The 18654-nt window shown below is 44.3% G+C and carries 14 protein-coding genes; 3 read left to right on the forward strand and 11 right to left on the reverse strand.

From position 1 onward, the window contains the following. Positions 1-315: 315 nt before the first annotated feature. Both PBAL39_RS13385 and PBAL39_RS13390 read left to right on the forward strand, forming a co-directional pair. On the forward strand, positions 316-837 hold the full coding sequence (locus PBAL39_RS13385) for an RNA polymerase sigma factor (protein ID WP_008242286.1): 522 nt from the start codon (positions 316-318) through the stop codon (positions 835-837). After that, a complete protein-coding gene (locus tag PBAL39_RS13390; RefSeq protein ID WP_008242288.1) occupies positions 827-1420 on the forward strand; it encodes a hypothetical protein in 594 nt (197 codons plus the stop codon). The genes PBAL39_RS13385 and PBAL39_RS13390 overlap by 11 nt, the downstream gene beginning before the upstream one ends. 208 nt (positions 1421-1628) lie before the next feature. On the opposite strand, the gene PBAL39_RS13395 is transcribed toward PBAL39_RS13390, so the two are convergent. The 8 genes from PBAL39_RS13395 to PBAL39_RS13430 form a co-directional block, all read right to left on the reverse strand. After that, entirely contained in the window at positions 1629-4568 is a 2940-nt protein-coding gene (locus PBAL39_RS13395) for a pitrilysin family protein (RefSeq protein ID WP_232282953.1), read from the reverse strand. Between the two features lie 17 nt (positions 4569-4585). Continuing rightward, positions 4586-5659: a TlpA disulfide reductase family protein gene (locus tag PBAL39_RS24695; protein ID WP_008242293.1), complete on the reverse strand. Its 1074-nt coding sequence runs from the start codon at positions 5657-5659 to the stop codon at positions 4586-4588. 105 nt (positions 5660-5764) lie between these two features. Then, the gene (locus PBAL39_RS13405) at positions 5765-7177 is read right to left on the reverse strand and encodes a RagB/SusD family nutrient uptake outer membrane protein (RefSeq protein ID WP_008242296.1); all 1413 of its coding nucleotides are present in this window, start codon (positions 7175-7177) and stop codon (positions 5765-5767) included. 6 nt (positions 7178-7183) lie between these two features. Then, complete coding sequence (locus PBAL39_RS13410) at positions 7184-10591, reverse strand: SusC/RagA family TonB-linked outer membrane protein (RefSeq protein WP_008242297.1); 3408 nt, start codon at positions 10589-10591, stop codon at positions 7184-7186. 115 nt (positions 10592-10706) lie between these two features. After that, positions 10707-11882, reverse strand: a complete 1176-nt coding sequence (locus PBAL39_RS13415) for a FecR domain-containing protein (protein ID WP_008242300.1) — start codon at positions 11880-11882, stop codon at positions 10707-10709. A 74-nt stretch (positions 11883-11956) separates the two neighbouring features. Continuing rightward, positions 11957-12553, reverse strand: coding sequence for an RNA polymerase sigma factor (locus PBAL39_RS24700; protein WP_008242302.1), 597 nt, complete (start codon positions 12551-12553; stop codon positions 11957-11959). Positions 12554-12877: 324 nt separating this feature from the next. Then, positions 12878-13201: a nuclear transport factor 2 family protein gene (locus tag PBAL39_RS13425; protein WP_008242305.1), complete on the reverse strand. Its 324-nt coding sequence runs from the start codon at positions 13199-13201 to the stop codon at positions 12878-12880. A gap of 17 nt (positions 13202-13218) precedes the next feature. Then, entirely contained in the window at positions 13219-14013 is a 795-nt protein-coding gene (locus PBAL39_RS13430) for an SDR family oxidoreductase (RefSeq protein ID WP_008242307.1), read from the reverse strand. Between the two features lie 126 nt (positions 14014-14139). On the opposite strand from PBAL39_RS13430, the gene PBAL39_RS13435 reads away from it, so the two are divergent. Further along, positions 14140-14562 carry a helix-turn-helix domain-containing protein gene (locus tag PBAL39_RS13435; RefSeq protein WP_008242308.1) on the forward strand — a complete coding sequence of 141 codons (423 nt, stop codon included), beginning with the start codon at positions 14140-14142 and terminating at the stop codon, positions 14560-14562. A gap of 810 nt (positions 14563-15372) precedes the next feature. Here PBAL39_RS13435 and PBAL39_RS13440 read toward each other — a convergent pair. From PBAL39_RS13440 to PBAL39_RS13450, 3 genes are all read right to left on the reverse strand, one after another. After that, the gene (locus tag PBAL39_RS13440) at positions 15373-17055 is read right to left on the reverse strand and encodes an RNA-binding domain-containing protein (RefSeq protein ID WP_008242309.1); all 1683 of its coding nucleotides are present in this window, start codon (positions 17053-17055) and stop codon (positions 15373-15375) included. A 463-nt stretch (positions 17056-17518) separates the two neighbouring features. Continuing rightward, a complete protein-coding gene (locus tag PBAL39_RS13445) occupies positions 17519-17794 on the reverse strand; it encodes a helix-turn-helix domain-containing protein (RefSeq protein ID WP_008242312.1) in 276 nt (91 codons plus the stop codon). Then, complete coding sequence (locus tag PBAL39_RS13450) at positions 17791-18447, reverse strand: DUF6266 family protein (protein WP_008242320.1); 657 nt, start codon at positions 18445-18447, stop codon at positions 17791-17793. Before PBAL39_RS13450 ends, PBAL39_RS13445 begins: the two co-directional genes overlap by 4 nt. Positions 18448-18654: the final 207 nt, after the last annotated feature.

The following is an 18654-nucleotide window of genomic DNA, read 5'->3' on the forward strand; positions in this document are numbered from 1 at the left end:
TTACTGACAGTAAACGCAAAGAAAAACAAACAATATGACTGTTCATGATCTGTGAGAACAAGGAATGAATGCGTTATCCAAAGTTTGTATTCGCCCCTATTATTTATCCAAAAATAGTCGATGCCATGTACCAGTAAATCCGGAAACAAGTACGGTTCTCCTTTAGCCACATTCGATTCAAAGACAAGTATTTATGTAAAAAGCCTTTTTCCTTAAAACTGCCGAAACTGGCTACTTTTTGCATAACTTAAAATAAAAAACAAAAATATTTAAACTAATCTGTGATTTTTGATCCACCACTCACACATATTGGATATGTCTTATAATTCGGGTGAAACTAAAATCAGGTTTATAGAAATCATTCGTGAAAACGATGGTCTTATTTACAAAGTTTCCAAAATGTATTCTAACAGTTTTGAAGATGAGCAGGATCTGTTTCAGGATATCGTTTATCAATTATGGAAAAGCTTTTCATCTTTTCGGAACGAATCCAAAATCACGACCTGGATGTACCGGATTGCGCTAAATACTGGAATACACTACTTGGATAAGGGAAAAAAGAAAGCGCATAAGGTTTCACTGGACGAAACTCTGCTAAATAGACCAGAGATAATTGATGAATCTAAGCAGGATCAGTACGACATGATGTTTGCCCAGATTAAAAGACTGAACGATATCGAGAGGGGAATCATCTTCCTTTACCTTGAAGGAAAGGCCCACGATGAAATTGCTATGATCACAGGCTTTACAATTACAAATATTGGAACCCGCATAGGCCGGATTAAGCAAAAACTAATTTCACAAATAAATTTAAATAAAGCAGGCAATGGAATTTAAAGAACTAGAAAACCAATGGAAAGAAATGTCCGGCAAAATTGACAACCAGAAAAAATTGGCCGATTCTAAAATAATTAAAATGACAGAAATCAATTACACAAATAAAATTAATAAAATGAAATTCCCGGAAATTACAGGCGCCGTTGTTTGCTGTGTTGCATTGTTTTTTATTGTCAGCGGCATGCATAAACTTGAACCATGGTATTTAATGATGTGCGGGATAGTTTCCGCAATCATGCTGATACTAATGCCGGTGATATCCATAAGGGCAGTTTTTAAGATTCAGTCTTTCGATGTTTCGACAAACAATTATAAGCAAACACTATCAGCGTATAACAAAAACAAAATGCATTTTATAAACGTCCAAAAGCTTAGTATGTGCCTCGGTGCATTATTATTCGTAACGATTTTGCCGGTTATAGGTAAGTTAATGAGCGGAAAAGATTTGTTTAAGTCTACTTTCATTTGGTATATATATTCTGTAGGCTTTCCATTCCTCTACTATTTTGATCACTGGGTATTCAAAAAATACAATAGCGCGTTAAGTAAAGCCGAAGACATTATCAGAAAGTTAGAAGATTAATAACAATTCATCATTAACTGTTTAATCTGAAGCAAATTATAAGCTGCAAGTTAAGATAAGCCCTGATTGTTTTTGATGCAAGGTTGGCCTATATTCATGTTACTTATTTGTTCACATAGAGATGGGCCAATCCTGTCAAACTTCGAAGTTTTGACTGCGACAAAAAGCAGGTGCTTTTAGCATATCATCCCGTTTAAATATCCACACTTCAATAGCCAAATATTTGTTCAAGTGTCAGTTGCTTTACCTCACCGTATTTTTTCAGCGTGTCCTGATTAACGTTTTTTTCAGCACCCAAAACGCAGTAATTGTATGGCTTGCCAGATAACTTCTGCTTGTGAAAATTCCGGATATCATCTAAAGTCAACGACTGCATGGCTTCATATTGCGCTTTTCGCGAATCACTCGCATACCCCAATTTTTTATCCGCAAAATATGCCCGTATAATCCCATCGTTCGTAATGCGGGACGTCTCAAGCCGGTTAATTACGCTTGCCTTCGACAGCGCAAAGCCGCTTTCAGACACAGGCAAATCGCTGATCAGCTCATTCATGGACGTCATCGCATCGTTCATCTTATCAGCCTGACACCCTACATAAGCGATGGTATAAGCCTGCTTTTCCCTGCTGTCGGGCGTCCAAACCATCGCATAAGTCGAATAGGCTAGCGCCTTAGACTCCCGGATTGTCTGTGACACCAGCGATCCCATCCCGTCACCGAAGTAATTATTAAACGTAGTGATGGTTGCTGCTTTTTCGGGGTTGTATGCTTCGATGTTGCGTATCCAGGCGATCTCCGTTTGAACCATGTCATAGTTGGCAAAATAAACTTTAGGCGCTGCTAAAGGGCTATATGTAAATTTCTTCACCACCGGGGTGTCCCTGAATTTGCGGGGTAAATGATGCAATCCGGCTATCTCCTTTGAAAATAAAGCGGCACTATTGGGACCATAATAGGTAATGATGTGCTCATACTGATTCAGGCCATGAAGCAGCCCGACCAGATCTTCCGCCTTTAATTTCCTGATCTCATCATTGGTTATTACATAATTGAAGGGATTATCTGCACCATACTGCGCATAATCCATCAGTCCGGCCATGATCAGGTCCTTTTTTAGCTTTGCATTGTCACGGGATTTAAGGTTGCGGCCCTTAAGATTTGCCAAGGCTTGTTCATCAACCTTACAGTTTGACAACAGATTTTCAAGCAAAGCCACCGCCTGGTCAAAATTCTCCTGCAGTCCCCCTATCGATATACTGGTCTTTTCTTTACTTACCATAACACTATAGCTGCACGCCATGTTATAAAACAACCTGTTAATTTCCTCACTAGAATATTTATCTGTGCCCAGAAATGCGAGATATTCCGCCGCATAAGGGAGCAGCTTGTTATGGTGTGCACCCATATTAAAATGATAGGTCATTCTAAAAAGCCCATTTTCGGTGTTTTTAACGGAAATTATCTCGGCCGCCCCGGCTTTACTAAAGCTCAGGTCCCGCTTGTAGTCCAGAAATTTTGCCGAGATCGGCTTTACCGGCGCGTCGGCAATGCGTTTAGCAAAAGGCGACACCTCATTAGCATTGGTCTGTACCGCAGTAATCTCCGGCTTGCTTATTTTCGTCATGTCTTCATGGGCGCCTTTGTGTTTAAATACAGCAACGTAATTATCGGCAAAAAACCGGTTCGCAAACGCTACAATTTCCTGCTTTGTAACTTTAGACATGAGATCGGTCCCGCTTAGCATCTTTTCCCATTCCTGCCCCTTGTTCATCACAAAGGCTTCTACCAGATTATCCGCGCGGGTGTCATTGCTTTCAAAATCCTGGAGTTCCGAAAGTTTCATATTGGCGACTGTTGCTGCGATCAGGCCCTCGTCAAAATCACCTCTTTTTAATAAGTCAATCTGGCTCAACAACAAATCCTTCACCTGCTGCAGGGTTTGCCCTTCCTTCGGAGCGCCGGTCAGCACAAACATACTGTAGTCTTTTTTCTGGTAATAGCTGGCCCCTGCACCCATCATCTTCTGCTGCTGAGCGATATTAACGTCGATCAGCCCAGCCTTTCCGTTGGCCAGGATCCTGCTGGTCAGGTTCAGGAGCATACTTTCATAAGTGTTCTGAGCGCCGCCCCGGTATCCAACATGCAAAGCTTCTGCGCCCGGACCAGAAATATCAATGCTGGTTGACCTTAATATGGCGGCTTCAGGAACAGGCGCATAGGGCGTAAATGTTTTCGCTTCCATGTATCGGAAAGCCTCATCAATTTTCCGGATCAAGTCATCGTAGTCGAAGTCGCCCGCCATGATGATCGCCATATTGTTGGGAACATAATATTTTTCATAATACGCCTTGATTTCAACAAGCGAGGGATTCTTCAGATGCTCAATGGTGCCAATGGTAGTTTGCCGACCATAATTGTGCGTGGGAAACAGTGCCGCCATCATCGTTTCATACATTTTGCTCCGATCATCGTCAAGCCCCCTGTTCTTTTCTTCGTAAACGGCCTCTAATTCCGTGTGGAACATTCGGAATACGGGAGACCGAAAGCGCTCGGCCTGTACAGCGATGAACTTGTCGACTGCATTTGACGGAAGGTCTTCAATATAGACGGTTTTCTCGGAAGATGTGTAGGCATTGGTCGACGAACTCCCGATTGTTTTCATCAGTTTATCGTACTCGTTGGCGATGGCGTACCTGGAAGCCGCTCCCGAAACTGCATCGATCTCTTTGTAAATCGCCTGCCGCCGTGTCTCATCTGCGGTCTGCCGGTACGTCTCGTAAAGCGATGTGATCTTGTCCAGCAAAGGTTTCTCCTTCCCATAATCAAGGGTCCCGAAACGGTCTGTTCCTTTAAACAACAGGTGCTCCAGGTAGTGCGCCAGTCCGGTGCTGCTTGCCGGATCTGTGTTACTGCCGGCGCGGACCGCCATTCTGAAGACAATATTTGGTTCTTTATTATTTTGCGACAGGACCACCGTCAAGCCGTTCTTAAGCGTGTAAAACCTGGCCTTAAGCGGGTCGTTGCTTACATACCTGTACTCATAACCTGCCGATGATGCGGTCTTCCAGCTGTGCTTCTCCTGAGCCTGAACGAACAGTCCACAGGAAACCAGCAGAACAGGCAATGCGCTTTTAAAAAATTTCATCATATATCCTTTCAATTCCATTAATCCAACAGTTCCCTGAGCTTGTTTTCAAGCATCTCTCCTCTTAAGTCCTTAGCCACGATTTTTCCTGATGGATCAACCAGTAAGTTGCTGGGGATGGCCCGGATACCGAAAAATACCGACACTTCATTGTCCCAGCCTTTCAAATCGGACAACTGTGTCCATGGCATTTTGTCGTCCCGGATGGCCTTCTTCCAGTTGGCCGCTTTGTCGTCCAGGGAAATCCCCAGAACGGTGAAGCCTTTATCCTTAAAAGCTTGGTATGCTTTCAGTACATTCGGATTTTCTGCGCGGCAAGGCATACACCAGCTCGCCCAGAAATCCACCAATACGTACTTACCTTTGAAATTGCTGAAGCTGACCACATTACCGGTAGTATCAGCCTGTGCAAAAACTTTCACCTGCGTGCCGATCTGGCTGTTTGCCATAACGCTCAATTGGCGGGCGATTCTCTTCCCTGCAAGGGTCTCTTTTGCCGACTTGTGAAGCATGGCATACAAGCGGCCTATCTCCTGGTAATCATTCTCCAGCCCGATCAGATACACGCTGTATGGACTTTTAGGGTGACCAGCTATAAACTGTGCCGTTCTGGCCGAAAACTGCTTTCTGTTTTCCTCCCGCTGTTGCTCAATTGCAGCTTTCTCCGCTTCAGAGGTGGCTCTTTTTAAGCGGACATATAGGGAATCCCATTGGACCCTCAAGTCCTCGGTCAGCAATACAAAGGCATCATGATCCCGCTGCATGGGTGCTCCGGTGAGCTTGTAAGAAGCAATGGAATCTTTAATTCCGGTAAGCTTCATGCGACCAGGCGTTGCAAAAAAGAAATAGTGGTTACCACCGGCACTCAGGGAAACTCGCACGGGCTCATTCAGGTCCGCTTTCCAGGTGAAGACGTCATTTGAGGCGGTCAACGTATCTGTCGTAGATCCCCCATCCTTATTGTAAAAGATTTCAACGGTATCGCTGCCAAGGCCTTTAAGCCTTCCGGAAAGTATCGTGTTTTGTGCCCTGGAAGTCATTGTCAGGGTAAGCAGTGCAATGAATACACCACTCAGGTATTTCAGTTTTTTCATCAGTGTTCAGATTTATAGGAATAAAAGCGCTCCGGAAACACATCGCTTCCAGAGCGCATACTAATAGCGCGTTAAACTTTTCTTATGGTTTACTAGTTTTATGGTTTAGCGGTACCCCTCGTTTTGGCTCAGGGCCGTATTAAGGTCCCGCTGGTCCTGAGGTATCGGGTATAAGGCCGCTCCCGGAGTATAACCGGCCTTCTCCGCGTTCAGTACAGTTGCGGCAGAGGTCGACGGGGTAACGTTTCGTTTCAAATCAAACCAGCGGTTTCCCCATTCAAAACACAACTCCACCTGCCGTTCATGCATAACGGCGTTTAATACGGCCTCCTGCGAAGTCACATCTGCCGTGCTGCCCTCCAGCCCGGCCCGCTTGCGAATGATATCGATATCTGACAAGGCGCCAGCGAGATTGTTCAGCCGGGCAGCAGCTTCGGCCCGGATAAGCAAAACCTCGGCCAGCCTGAAGATCATATAACCCTCAAGAGGTAGGTCGGTTGCCTGCCGGTTACGATACTTGAAGGGATAGCTAAGCGCATTGCCATTCACTACTGTTGTACCCACCCAGCGTTGCCGGCGCTGGTCGCCAGCCTCAAACTTGTTCAAAAGAAAAGGCGTCACGAGATACCTGGGCGTCGTTGCTCCGGAAGGTATAAAATTCTGCGCCTCGGCGGTCTGCTGATAGGAGTTTTTGGCTGGTATCTGCCATATGGCTTCCTCGCTTTCATCAAGAAACACCGCATCTAAAGGCACCTCTGCCAGACCGTATACATTTGAGCCGACGATGTCACCGGCCTCCTTATACGCCGCTTGCCATTTACCCTGGTAAAGATATACCTTGGCTAACAAAGTCTTCGCTGCATACAGGTTCGGCCGGTATCTTGCCCCCGAGGGGTAATCCGGGGAGAGCTTACTGAGCGCATCGCTCAGGTCGGCTACAATCTGTGTATATACCGCGTCCACGGAAGCTCTGGGCAAACGCGAATTCACGCGGTAGTCTGTCGACGTGACCAGGGGTACTCCGCCAAAGATATTGACCAGGTTAAAGTAGTATAATGCCCTTAGCACCTTCATTTCTCCGGTAATCTGATTTACAAAGGAGGTCGATAGCTTGTCATTGTTTGCGATCCCTTCGAGTACATCATTTACCTGGTACAGGCCTTGATAGGGATATTGCCACAGCGAAATGATGCTCGAGTTGATTGGTGTAAGGGAATAGTTATAAAACTGGGGCTGATCTGAAGCGCCTTGGGTGGTCGACAGCTCATCGGCGGAAAGACCTGTAGCTATGGTAAAGTTACCATCGCTGTAGCCGAAGCCCTTCGACTGGTTGTAGGTATACACGCCGGCAACAACCGACATAACCGATGTGCTGTCTGCGAATTGCTGTTCCCTGGTAATGAACGATGGTGGGTTAGCGGGTATCTCTACCAGCTTTTTGCAGGATGCGAGTATGCTGACCATGATCAGGACATAACCTGCGCTGAATATATTTTTATTGAATGACCTTGTTTTCATGACAATTTAAAATTTAAAGTTCAAACCAAATGCGACGATCCGCTGAAGCGGGAAGGCCGTAAAGGTGCCCGGCTGTTCAGGATCGCCCGCTTTATAGTTCGTAATTGTAAAAAGGTTCTGTGCATTCATGTAAATGCTGCCGCTTCTGACATGTATTTTCTGCAGGAAATTTCCCGGCAAGGCATAGGATAAGGCCACCGTCTTGACGCGCAAGTACGTATTATCGCTGTAAACTCCGTCAGACCGCGTGAAGGGCGGAATCGTACTTAGAGAACCGGAGTAAAAGCTGCTGCCTAACCGTTGTATCGTCGCCTGATCATTCGGGTTTTTCCAGTATTTGCCCAATATCTCAGCCGGCTGGTTGGCAATCGATCCAGGAAAGTCGGTGTTGTAAAGCGCAGCGAGGTAATTAGGTGCATTGCTGCTTGAAAACTGGCAGAAGACATATAGTCCGAAATTACCGTAAGTAAAATTATTACCAAAACCGCCCATATACTTCACTTCCATATCTCCTAGGGGGACCTCATCACCGCCATTGGCCACCCTGCCTGATCTTGGACTGGAGGTCACCTCGCCGTTTCTATCGTAAAACTCATAAAGCCCGGTCGTTGGGTTAACCCCTTTATACCTATAGCCTATAATGGTCGAAACCGGCTGCCCGATAATATATTTGTTGGCATACGCAGAGGACTCCAGGTTGGGGAACTCAAGCAGTTTGTTCCGGTTTAATGTTAAGTTAAAGGTGGTCGACCAGGTAAAATCCCGCCCTTTCACATTCGTGGTCGTCGCAGTAAACTCCCAGCCCTTATTCTGCACCACCGCATCCAGATTTCCAAACACACGCGTAAAACCACTTTGAGCAGCCAAAGGCATATCTACCAACTGGTTGCCTTCCCTATTGCGGTAATACGTAGCGTTTAAAACCACCCGGTTATCTATAAAACCAAGATCCAGCGACAAGTTCAGGGCTTTCTTTGTGGCCCAGCTGAAATCCGGGTTATAAAGATTGTAGGCATAAGCCTGTTTGATGTCCTGGAATGCCGGTACTCCCGATAAATTCTGATACAATGCCTGGTAAGAATAAGCCCTGGAAGCATCGCCTCCGGATGTTCCGTAACTTCCGGATAACTTTCCATAGGTCAGTGTTGGGAAACTATCAAACAGGCTTTCTTCCGAAAATATCCAGCCCGCACCTACAGAGGCGAAATTACCGAACTGCCGCCCCGGCCCGAAATTACTGGAGCCGTCTCTTCTGCCCGAGACCTCGACAATGTATTTCTCGTCATGAACATATTTAAGTCGCGCAAAACCGGCATTGTACCTAAGCATATCCAAGGTTTGGGAAGGATAGGTCGTCGTGGCCCCGATGATTGTCCTCAGAAAATAATCGCTTGAGTAGCCGTAGCCCTCCACGCGGTAGGCATCGCTGGTCACCTTTTTATAAGTAGCGCCCAGTAAGGCGGTCAGCACACCTTTGCCCAATGGCAAGGTATAATTCAGCTGCGGCTCCACGTTAATCGTCTGGGCCACATTATCGCCAAAGGCCGCACTTGGCTCCGCGTAAGTAGGCTCCTGGGAACTGGCCGGGTTTTCAGAACGTTCCTCCGTGCTGCTCCGGTTATAGCCTATATTGGCACCGATCGTCAGGCCGGTCAACACCTTGTAAGAAAGATTGAGCGCCGTGTTGAAGTTGTAATTCTGAAGGTACACCCGCCGCAAAAGCCCTGCGTAAAAGTTTTGGCCGTCTAAGGAATATCCCTTGTAGTTCCAGATCAGGTTTCCCGACGCATCTTTCAGATCGGGCAGATTTGGTGCAAGCACGACACTCTGGTTACCACCATAAGCGGCTGAGTTGTTCTGGTCGTAGCCATAGTCTGTAACCAGATCGAGAGTAAATCGGTTATTGGCCGAAGCACTGTGCAAAGCACTGTGTAAAGTAAATCGCTGGTTGGAGAAATCGCCTGGATAATTGTAGTTGGAACGGGTATAGCCTGCCGCAACCAGGTAAGTGCTCGCCGCAGTTCCGCCAGACACTGTGGCATGGAAGTCGGTATTATTTGTTGTCCTACCCCTGATGAGCTTTTGCCAGTTCGTGTATTTATTCTGGTCGAAAAGTGTCAGATCGGGCGCATAATTGCTATAGTCTTCCGGATTACCCGAAGGTGTAAGTTCATCTGCAGCAAAGGCTTCTCTCCGCAGCTGAAGATATTGTTGCGTATTCAGCATTTCAACCGGACGGGCCACGAAGTTGAACTGCGTATTGAGGTTCACGTCTAAGGTTGTTTGTCCGGACTTACCCCGTTTCGTTGTGATCAGCACGACCCCGTTTGCACCCTGCGAACCGTAAATGGAGGTAGCAGCGGCATCTTTAAGGATAGTGATGCTCTCAATGTCGTTGGGATTGATACTGTTAAAGGGACTGATCCCTGTAGCCTGGCTGATGCCGCCCGTAAAGGACTGTGCAGTTGCCAGACTGTTGAGCTGGTTGATGTTAACGTTTTGCTGAGCGAAGGGCACCCCGTCGATAATAAACAGGGGCTGGTCGTAGGGCTTCACCTGGAGTGTCGTGCCCAGGGTATTCTGACCGCGCACCTGTACCAGCGCTGTGGAACCCGGCACGCCGTTGCTGCCATTAACTGCAAGTCCCGCAATCCTGCCCTGCAGGGCGAGCAGCGGATTGGTCACCGGCTGCTTTTCAATCTCACTGGCATTTACTGAAGCTACCGAGCCGACACTAAAGCGCTTTTCCTCGTTACCGTAGGCAATAACCTGCACCTCGTTCAGCTTCGACTCGATCAGCTCAAGTATAAGATCACCAAGTTCTGCACGTACCACTACGCGCCTTGTCAGATAACCCACATAAGAAATTTCAATCTCTGCTTTTTCATTCACTCCCCCCAAATAGAAAGTGCCGTTTGTGCTGGTTATGGTGTTTTTAGATCCTCCCACTACGGCTATGTTAGCGCCCGCAAGAGGCCTGCCGTTGGCGTCTACAATGCGGCCGCGTACCTCAATTTTTGCAAAAATTGCGCTTACCTTCTCAAGAATGGAGGGCTCTTTCTTTTTGATAACAATTGTTTTTTCGATAAGCACATAGGTAAAAGGCTGATTCTTCAGGCAGGCACTTAAAGCGTCCTGAATAGTAGCATCATGGATGTTCAGGCTCACTGGCTTCGCGTTTAGCAGCAGGTTTTCCTTCACGACAAAGTCGTACCCGCTTTGCTGCCGGATCGCGTTAAAGACCTGTTCAAGCGACAGATCTCTTCCTTTAAGGGAGATCCTTTGCCCGTAACTGGCAGCCGAGACCTGCATAAAGGTGAATAGCAATAATACGGTGGTTAGTCGCATAATGAGCAGAATTTTAGCCGCATAGCCTTTAGGCACCGCAGGGTTATTGGTGTAAAATTTATACATTTGTTTTGTCTGGTTAGTTGATAAGTCAAATTATTTCGCCTGATCCGGACCATTGGCCAGTTGTGTAGCAACCACATCTGGCTTTTTTATGGATCATTCCGATATTGTCTGGTAGCTATTTCGTCACCGTAACCCTCCTTCCTTCTACGTCAAAATGAACTTCCCCTGTTTCCTCTATTACTTTCAATATGGCAGATATATTTTTAGACCGGGAGACCACGCCTACCAGTTTCAGGTTTGAAGGAGCAGAGGGGGCGTAAACGATTTCCACATTATACCATCGCGCGATCTTGCGCATCAAAACATCAAGATCAGTATCATTTAATACGAAGTCCCCATTCTTCCAGGCAACAGCACCCGCTATGTTTACCGCGTTCACCCGGATTACACCAGCAGGGCTAACGGTAGACTGCTCACCCGGCCGCAGCCTGACCTTCTCCGACGACCATACATTGACGCTGCCCTCCAGCAAGGTGGTTTTTATAACCGGCTCATCATCGTAAGCGTTGATGTTGAAATGAGTTCCAAGGACTTCGACCGTCTGATTTCTGGAAGACACCAGAAAAGGTACATGACCTGCAGTTTTCGCAACCTCAAAATAAACCTCACCACGGACCTTCACCTTCCGGACTTTCGCTCCTGTAAATGAGGCGGGGTATGTTATAGAGGAGCCCGCATTCAGCCAGACTTTAGTCTGGTCGGGCAGGATCAACTGATACTGTTGTCCCTTTGATGTACTCAGCGTGTTGAAAGATTGCTCCCGGCCGCTGGCTTCGCTTTCATCAGCCTGATACGCCACCTGACCTTTGGAGGTTTTAACAATGCTCGTTCCCGATTCTTCTGCAAGTTTACCGTTCAGAGCATCCGAGAGGCTTATGCTCCGCCCGTTGCCCAAGGTTAAAGTCGCACTATTTGTCCCGGCCGGAATGTCCTTTAACCCACTTATACTAACGGTTTCCCTTTCTGTCGTAGTCAAATTAAACCATAGCAGCGCAGCCGATCCAACGATCAGTAAGACAGCTGCAGCAATAATTTTATAGGAGAAAGGATAAGCCTCTTTGGCTTTAAGTTTACTGAGCGTTTTATTCCAAACAGCATCCTCATCCAAAGAATTATATTGAATCAGTAAATCGCGTAGCCGCTCTTCGGTCCCAAACTGCTCCTGCAGATACCTGCTATTTTGAGGAGAGGCATCGATCCATGCATTTAATTCAGCAACTTGTTCTTCGCTAAGTTCCCCCTTTAAATAGCCGGAAATAAGCTTTGAAATGTAAAATTGATCTTTTAGCATCGGTCGGGTTTGGTTCCTATGTTTATTATAGAAACGAAGCAGCGTCCGGTTCAACCCATAAAACCTAAGATTTTTTAACGTCCTTCGATAAAGAGCAGTAAAGCAACTACTCCCATCGAAGAAATGCCCCTTTTCAGCATCGCCGTTTTCAGCAAATTTACCGCCCTGGCTTTATAATTACGTACTGTTTGTTCAGAGAGGCCCAGCTGATCTGCAATTTCCTCCGTCTTTTTCAGATCAAAATAAATCAGCTTAAACACCTCCCTGTAGTTATCCGGCAGCATCGCTATCTCCTCGTCCAGTATTGCAAGAACCTCCGCCGTGATGATGTGTTTTAAAATCGTATCCTCCGCACCCTCCTGCTTACTTGAATACGCTTTTTGTGCAAGGGTTTTAACCTTCTCGCGACGTATATAATCCAGGCACGCATTTCGGCAGCTGATATAGAGAAAAGCTTTTATGTTTTCCTCGGTTTGAAAATCCCGTCTTCGTTCCCAAAGTTTAGCAAAACACTCCGCTACTATGTCTTCAGCCTCCAACGGATCGTTAATAAGGCGGTTTGCGAAAAAGCCAAGAGACCTTGCGTGAAGCTTAAAACAAAATGACAGGGCCGAATGATCGCCCCTGCGGAGAGATTCCGTCCATTTCGTTTGCCCCTGCCATGCCATCATAAATCCTTGTATTTGCGACTCAATATCTTAAAATATTTTGACTCTACCAGATTTTACATGACGTTACCCGATAAAACGATCGTTTAATCGAATATCCGGTCCACTAGCTTTAGAACAGATTGTAAATTTAATCTAAGCTGGAGCAAACTTCTACGTAATTGATTTTTAAAATGCTAATCAAATTAAAGGTATCTCAACTTTCAACGCTGGAATGATGTGAGGGAATGGGAAAATAAAAAAAATGGCTTCTGGTGTGATATAAGATTTACATCACGCCAGAAGCTTATTAATAAACACTATGAGTGTTGTCAATAGCGCTAAAGTCTATCCTGCCACTTTTAAAGAATCAATGAGATCGTTCGCTAATCCCAAATGAAACTGAAGGACTATTGGACTTCCCGGAAATGTGCCGGACACCCTTGCAGTAAGTACCCCAGTTGAGCCAGACTCCTCGTATTTGAGTGGTTCCATTGAAGACTGATAAGCCTCATTTGCATGTTCGATCCACTGGCGAATTTCGTGCTTGCCAGTATGTACTTTGCCTTCGTCATGAACGATGGCCGATTCAGTAAAGCATTCTGTGTAAGCTTTGCTGTCATAATTGTTCTGCGTCTCTACGAAGCGCGCTACTACTTTAGGTAATTCCATGATGATATAATTAAGTTTTAAATAGTCGGTACCGTTCCGCCGTCAATGACGAAATTTGTTCCTGTCAAGTAATTGGCTCTTGGAGATACTAAAAAGCCAACTAATTCAGCTACTTCTTCCGGCTCGGCGGGCCTGCCGTAAGGTATTCCACCCAACGCATTCATGACACTTTGCTGAGCTTCTTCTACTGTACTATTTGCATTTCTCGCAATTTCCCCCAAAAAGGCTGTCGATGCTGCTGTGTTTATCCATCCTGGCGAAACAGTTAGTACGCGGACACCTTTTGGCGTAACTTCATTTGATAAACTTTTACTGTAATTGATTAATCCTGCTTTTGAAGCTGCATACGGCAAAGTAGAATCATGTAGCGGCAATTTGCCCTGGATGGAAGCGATGTGAATAATAACACCACTTTTCCGATCGATCATTTGCGGTAAAAATCCCCGGTCAAGCCTAACCGGAGCAAGTAAATTAGCTTGTAGGGTTGATATCCAATCTTCATCACTCAATACTGAAAAACCACCGGCGGGTGTTGATGAAGCACCCAGGTTGTTCACCAGGATATCCAGCCTGCCATATGTCGACAGCACTTCGCTGATAACTTTTTGTGCATCTTCTGCCTTGCTCAGATCACCCGCAATAAAATTCACCTCCGGATCGGGCTGATCGGGCTTGTTCCTTGCTGTGATGATGACGGTTGCACCTGCCGCCTTCAAACGTTCTGCTATTGCTTTTCCGGCACCTTTTGTGCCACCTGTTACCAACGCTATTTTACCAGATAATTCGTTACTGTAATTGATTTCCTGTGTCATAATTATTTTTGTTTCCGAACAAATTTCGATAGTACGCCGGTATCAAACAATTACGGAGTTACGAATCAAATAGGGATAAATTTATCCGTATTGCTCAGCTGCCGAGTGTCTTGTATATTTGTACTTATGTATGAAAAGAAGACTACCCCCTCCCTTAACTGTGGTCTTGACCTGGTAGGAGAAGTGCTCTATGGCAAATGGAAGATTCGCATCCTATGGTTCATCCATCAAGGCCACCTACGGCCGAGTGAACTTCAACGGAAAATCCCGGACGTAACGAGGCGCGTACTTAATGTGCAACTGAAGGAGCTTGAAGATCATGAACTGGTCACTAAGAAAATTTTTCCCGTATTGCCCCCGAAAGTTGAATACAGCCTTACCGAATTCGGTAAAACACTTATCCCATTGATCAGTGCTATTGGCCTCTGGGGTGACGAAAATCAAGATCGGCTGAGGAGAGTGATTTTGAAGCACAACCAGAAATCATCAAACGAGACGGAGAATCGGTATGACGAAGCTCTGCCAGTTCCACAGAAGCTTTCACACTAACCGGTTCCTGCAGCTATTCCTTTAAAATTTTCCCTGTCCCATATTTTACAAATATAAAGGGCTATATAAGCCCTTCATCCTCAAAGAAGAAGTAACCACTTTGGTTAAGATTGATAATTTTCCCCCTGGTTATAAATTGCAAACCAGTTTACATTTGAGCCGAACATGTAAACCAATCGGTTATTTAGTTTACATCTGCACTTATGATGTTAACTAAATAAAACTATGATTATTGGAAAATTGATAAAACAACCGGAAGGCTTCACCGCATTTATACCTGGTGAATTTCCAGCAAAAGAACTAATGGACTTTCCATTTTGATGAAGCTAAAAGATCAATCCCAAAGCTCAAATTAAATCATTTGAAGACCGATCACCTTCAAATTAATTCGCCCCTTTTCTAGCCCCTTGAAGCAAAAAAGCCAGCAGTTATGTATAACTACTGGCAAAGTAAGTGGTCTCGGAGATACAAGACTCGAACTTTTTTATTGATGACCTGCGGAATGCCGCTGGTTTAGAAGATGATTTGTTTAATCCCCTTCCTCCAGGTTTAACGGGGCTTTAGTAGTCAAAATTTTTAAGGCTAGCATGGAATCTTTGATGGCCTTTTTGTTTACTCATAAAAACCTCATGATCGGATACGAGCGGTTACCTTATAATGTTTCCTTAGAAGGTCAAGCTTTTAATTAATGCTCTAATAAACTCTAATTAAAAAGATGTGTTAATTACATCTAAAACCCTCTTTTATCAATTTCGTCTAATAACCCTCTAATTGATCGCGACTAAATAATGTCATTTATTAGAGCAATCTTTAAACACCTTCTTGGTAATAATCATCATTTAATATCCATTTAGGCTTTGCAAATGTCCCCTCATTTTGGATCATCTCTTTTTTCCTCATTTCTGACAGTAGGTTATTCACCTTAAACTTCTTTTGTTGCTCATCCATCCACCCAGGAAGTTTATTAGACAATAATTCATCTATATCTTTTCGTTCTACCTGTTTATGGTGTTTGATGAACTGAATGATGAGGTCTAAATAATAAGCCTTATCAAAAGCCCTGTTCTTCGTATATCCCGCTTTTTGTCCTGCTTGACTAGCAACCTTCAATGAAAGATAGTAATTTGGTTTTCTACCTTCTATTAGTTTCTTAGCCCTGAGATGCTTCTCTTCCTGATTGGATAGTCTCTTTCCTTTCTGGACTTTATCAAGTGCGATTATTTCCTCAAGTGTTAACTCCTTATGCTGCGCAAGTATATTAGCAAACTCCGTATCAAGTACTTTCCCAGTAATAGTCACCTTAACTTTACCCCCTGAAAGATCATAATCAGGTAATGGAAACAACCGCTGCCGCTGATAATTAAAAATCTTTTTTATCCCGCCCCCCGCAGTATCTACCATCTTGAGATTAAACATGGCCGTTGCCAAGAACTTGTTTCTATAGAATTCTTCAGGAGAGTCATCCATTACCACTGTCTCAACAGATCCTGGAATAAAAGCACCGTAATTTGTAAATATAAGTTCATCATCCTCCTTTTCGATCACATTGATCCTACCACCTTTCGTATAGTCTTGATGAGCGATACAGTTATTTAGCGCTTCACGAATACTGTAAGGCTCATACCTCAATGTCTCCTCCGGAAATAAAGTAGATTGGGTAATGTATCTGTACTTAAGATTCCGGATCTTATTATAGACCTTGTCCACGGCCAACAAAAAAGGACAAGTGAACACTTCATAGTCCTTCTCCATATTGTCAGCACCTTTCAGTACCCATCTGATTTTGATTTCAGCAGGACTCAAAAAATGCTCTGATTCTTCACGACCGAGTAAAATGATAGCTGTTTTTGTGATTTTATTTTTAATAGTGATCTTGGCCTTATTCAAAAACGTGATATCATCCCAACTTGCACCTTCAGCTTCCTTTGCCGGAAATTTACTAAAGTAATTTATCCTAGCAACATGGATTGCCTCAGGATCAAGATCGTCTATTGTTGCACCGTGAACAATTTCTGCACTCAAATCGCTGACCTGTGACTGAGCTCTGATGCGTTCAATTTTCTCTATGTTTAACGGTACTAACTCCTCACCATTTCTGGCATAATAGTGACCTTCAAAAGAAATAGGCATACCTTGAGGAGCAGGTGGTATTTGAAAAAGCAGTACACGTTTTCCGTCAATTTTAAATTCGTGTATATCTACAAACGTAACTTTAGGGTCTGTCTTATTTGCTATTTCACCTTTAAGACTATTTAGTTTTTGATGTTCTAGACGAAATGCTGTCCCAATAATCTTTCTCCTATCAGTAACACCCATGACAAACCAAGCTGAAGCATGACGGCCAAGGTTTGCCTCATTTGATAGTGCAGAGAAATATTTACCAAGTTTAGAAAAGTCATAACTTGTGTTAGCTTCCTTGAACTCAACTGTTTCATTTTCGCCAGGGAGGTTAATCAAATCGTTTAACTTTTGTTTCAAATATTCCTTGTCCATGCCAATTACTACTATTTAAGCAAAGCTATATAATATATTATACATTTTAGGATAATGGGGAAGAGTGACTTTTGATGTCCAAATTTTAAAATGCACATGTTCAAAAACGTGAACTCATCCACCGCTAAATAAAAAAAGACCTCCTGATATTCATCTAAAGGTCTTCTGTTAAACCATTTTATCCGATATGAAAACTTTCGGATAATCTTCCCATGTTGTTCCCCAGGTGGGAAGTTATGTGGTCCCGACGAGAATCGAACTCGTATCTTAATTCAGGTGGGTTCCATTTAACGGCGGAACTCGGATACGGTTTAACTGCTTATATCGCTTTTGACGCTCGATTGTAGATTTTTGTATTGTTGAATGCCTGTTATTTCGTCAAATTTTTAAAGCAGCAGCGGCTTTTCTGCATTAGAAAAGCCGCTTAAAAGTTATTACAGTCTCCAAAAGTTATCCTAACAGACTACTGCCCATCTCCTTCCCGCAGCAAACGAATTACGTCCGATTTCCGGAAACGGTTAGATCCGTTGATCTTTATTGGTATCAATATCTTCCTCTCAATCCAATAATCGAGCGTTCGTGGCGAACGGTCTATCTTCATCAATACTTCCTTTGTGCTTAAATACTCTTCTTCCTTCTCCTCCAGTTTCTGAAAGAAACCTGTCATGCTCTTCATCACGCTCAACTGCTCCTTCTGACCATTGATCAGAAGTTTTAATAGAATGCTAATATATTTCATGTGTTTAGGGATTTAGAAATGATGATCTGTCCGGTATAGACGCTATTGGAAATCATTTTTTGATTTCCGGAACGGAAACTCATATAGGTTTCTACTATGGTTACTCCTTTTAGCTTAGGCAGTGCAAGTACCGCGCGAAGTGAAGATCTTTTTCCGCCGGCAATAACAAACACTGCATGATGGATCTCCGGATAGTAAGCCAGTAGCATAACCTGATCAGAGGCATAAGAAGCCCCCGGGCCAGCCGGATCGTCCCAGGTAAATTGCAATTCATTACCCTGCAACTCGACGCGTGGTTCAGCCGGAGCTTGTAATGTTCCTTTCGAAAGGATCATTTTCGTATAATCAAACTGTACATTCGGATAGGTCCCAGATGCGGCGTCAAAATTCAGCGAGACTGCGATGTTGTGGGGATTCTTCTTTTGTTTTTTCGCCGTTACCTCAAAGCCGATATTGATGTAAGGATAAACCGAACTAAGCACTTTAATAACGGTACTCATCTTTTGTCGTACCGTTCGCTGCTTATCACTGACGGAATTGGTCTTCCCGATTGTTCTGGAAACAAGTTTGCCATTTAAAATGTAGAAGACAACGTTTCCAATTCTTCCTGTTGAGGCTTCACTACCATAGCCTGTTTTTTTGTGTATTGCCATATATGTATTTATTTAAGTTTTACAAGTATTAATATTTCAGCCTGTCCTTTTTATAGGTATAAACCCTGCTAAAAACGCGTTGGCTATGCTTTCCGCTGTGCTTTTATAGCCTCTGGCTAAACAATTTCCTAACCAATGGTTACGCAATGGTTACGCAACCCTTTTCCAACAGCGAACAAGGTGCGAACGAGCACACAATAAGGTCTA

This window comes from Pedobacter sp. BAL39 (assembly GCF_000170795.1).
Taxonomy (GTDB): Bacteria; Bacteroidota; Bacteroidia; order Sphingobacteriales; family Sphingobacteriaceae; genus Pedobacter.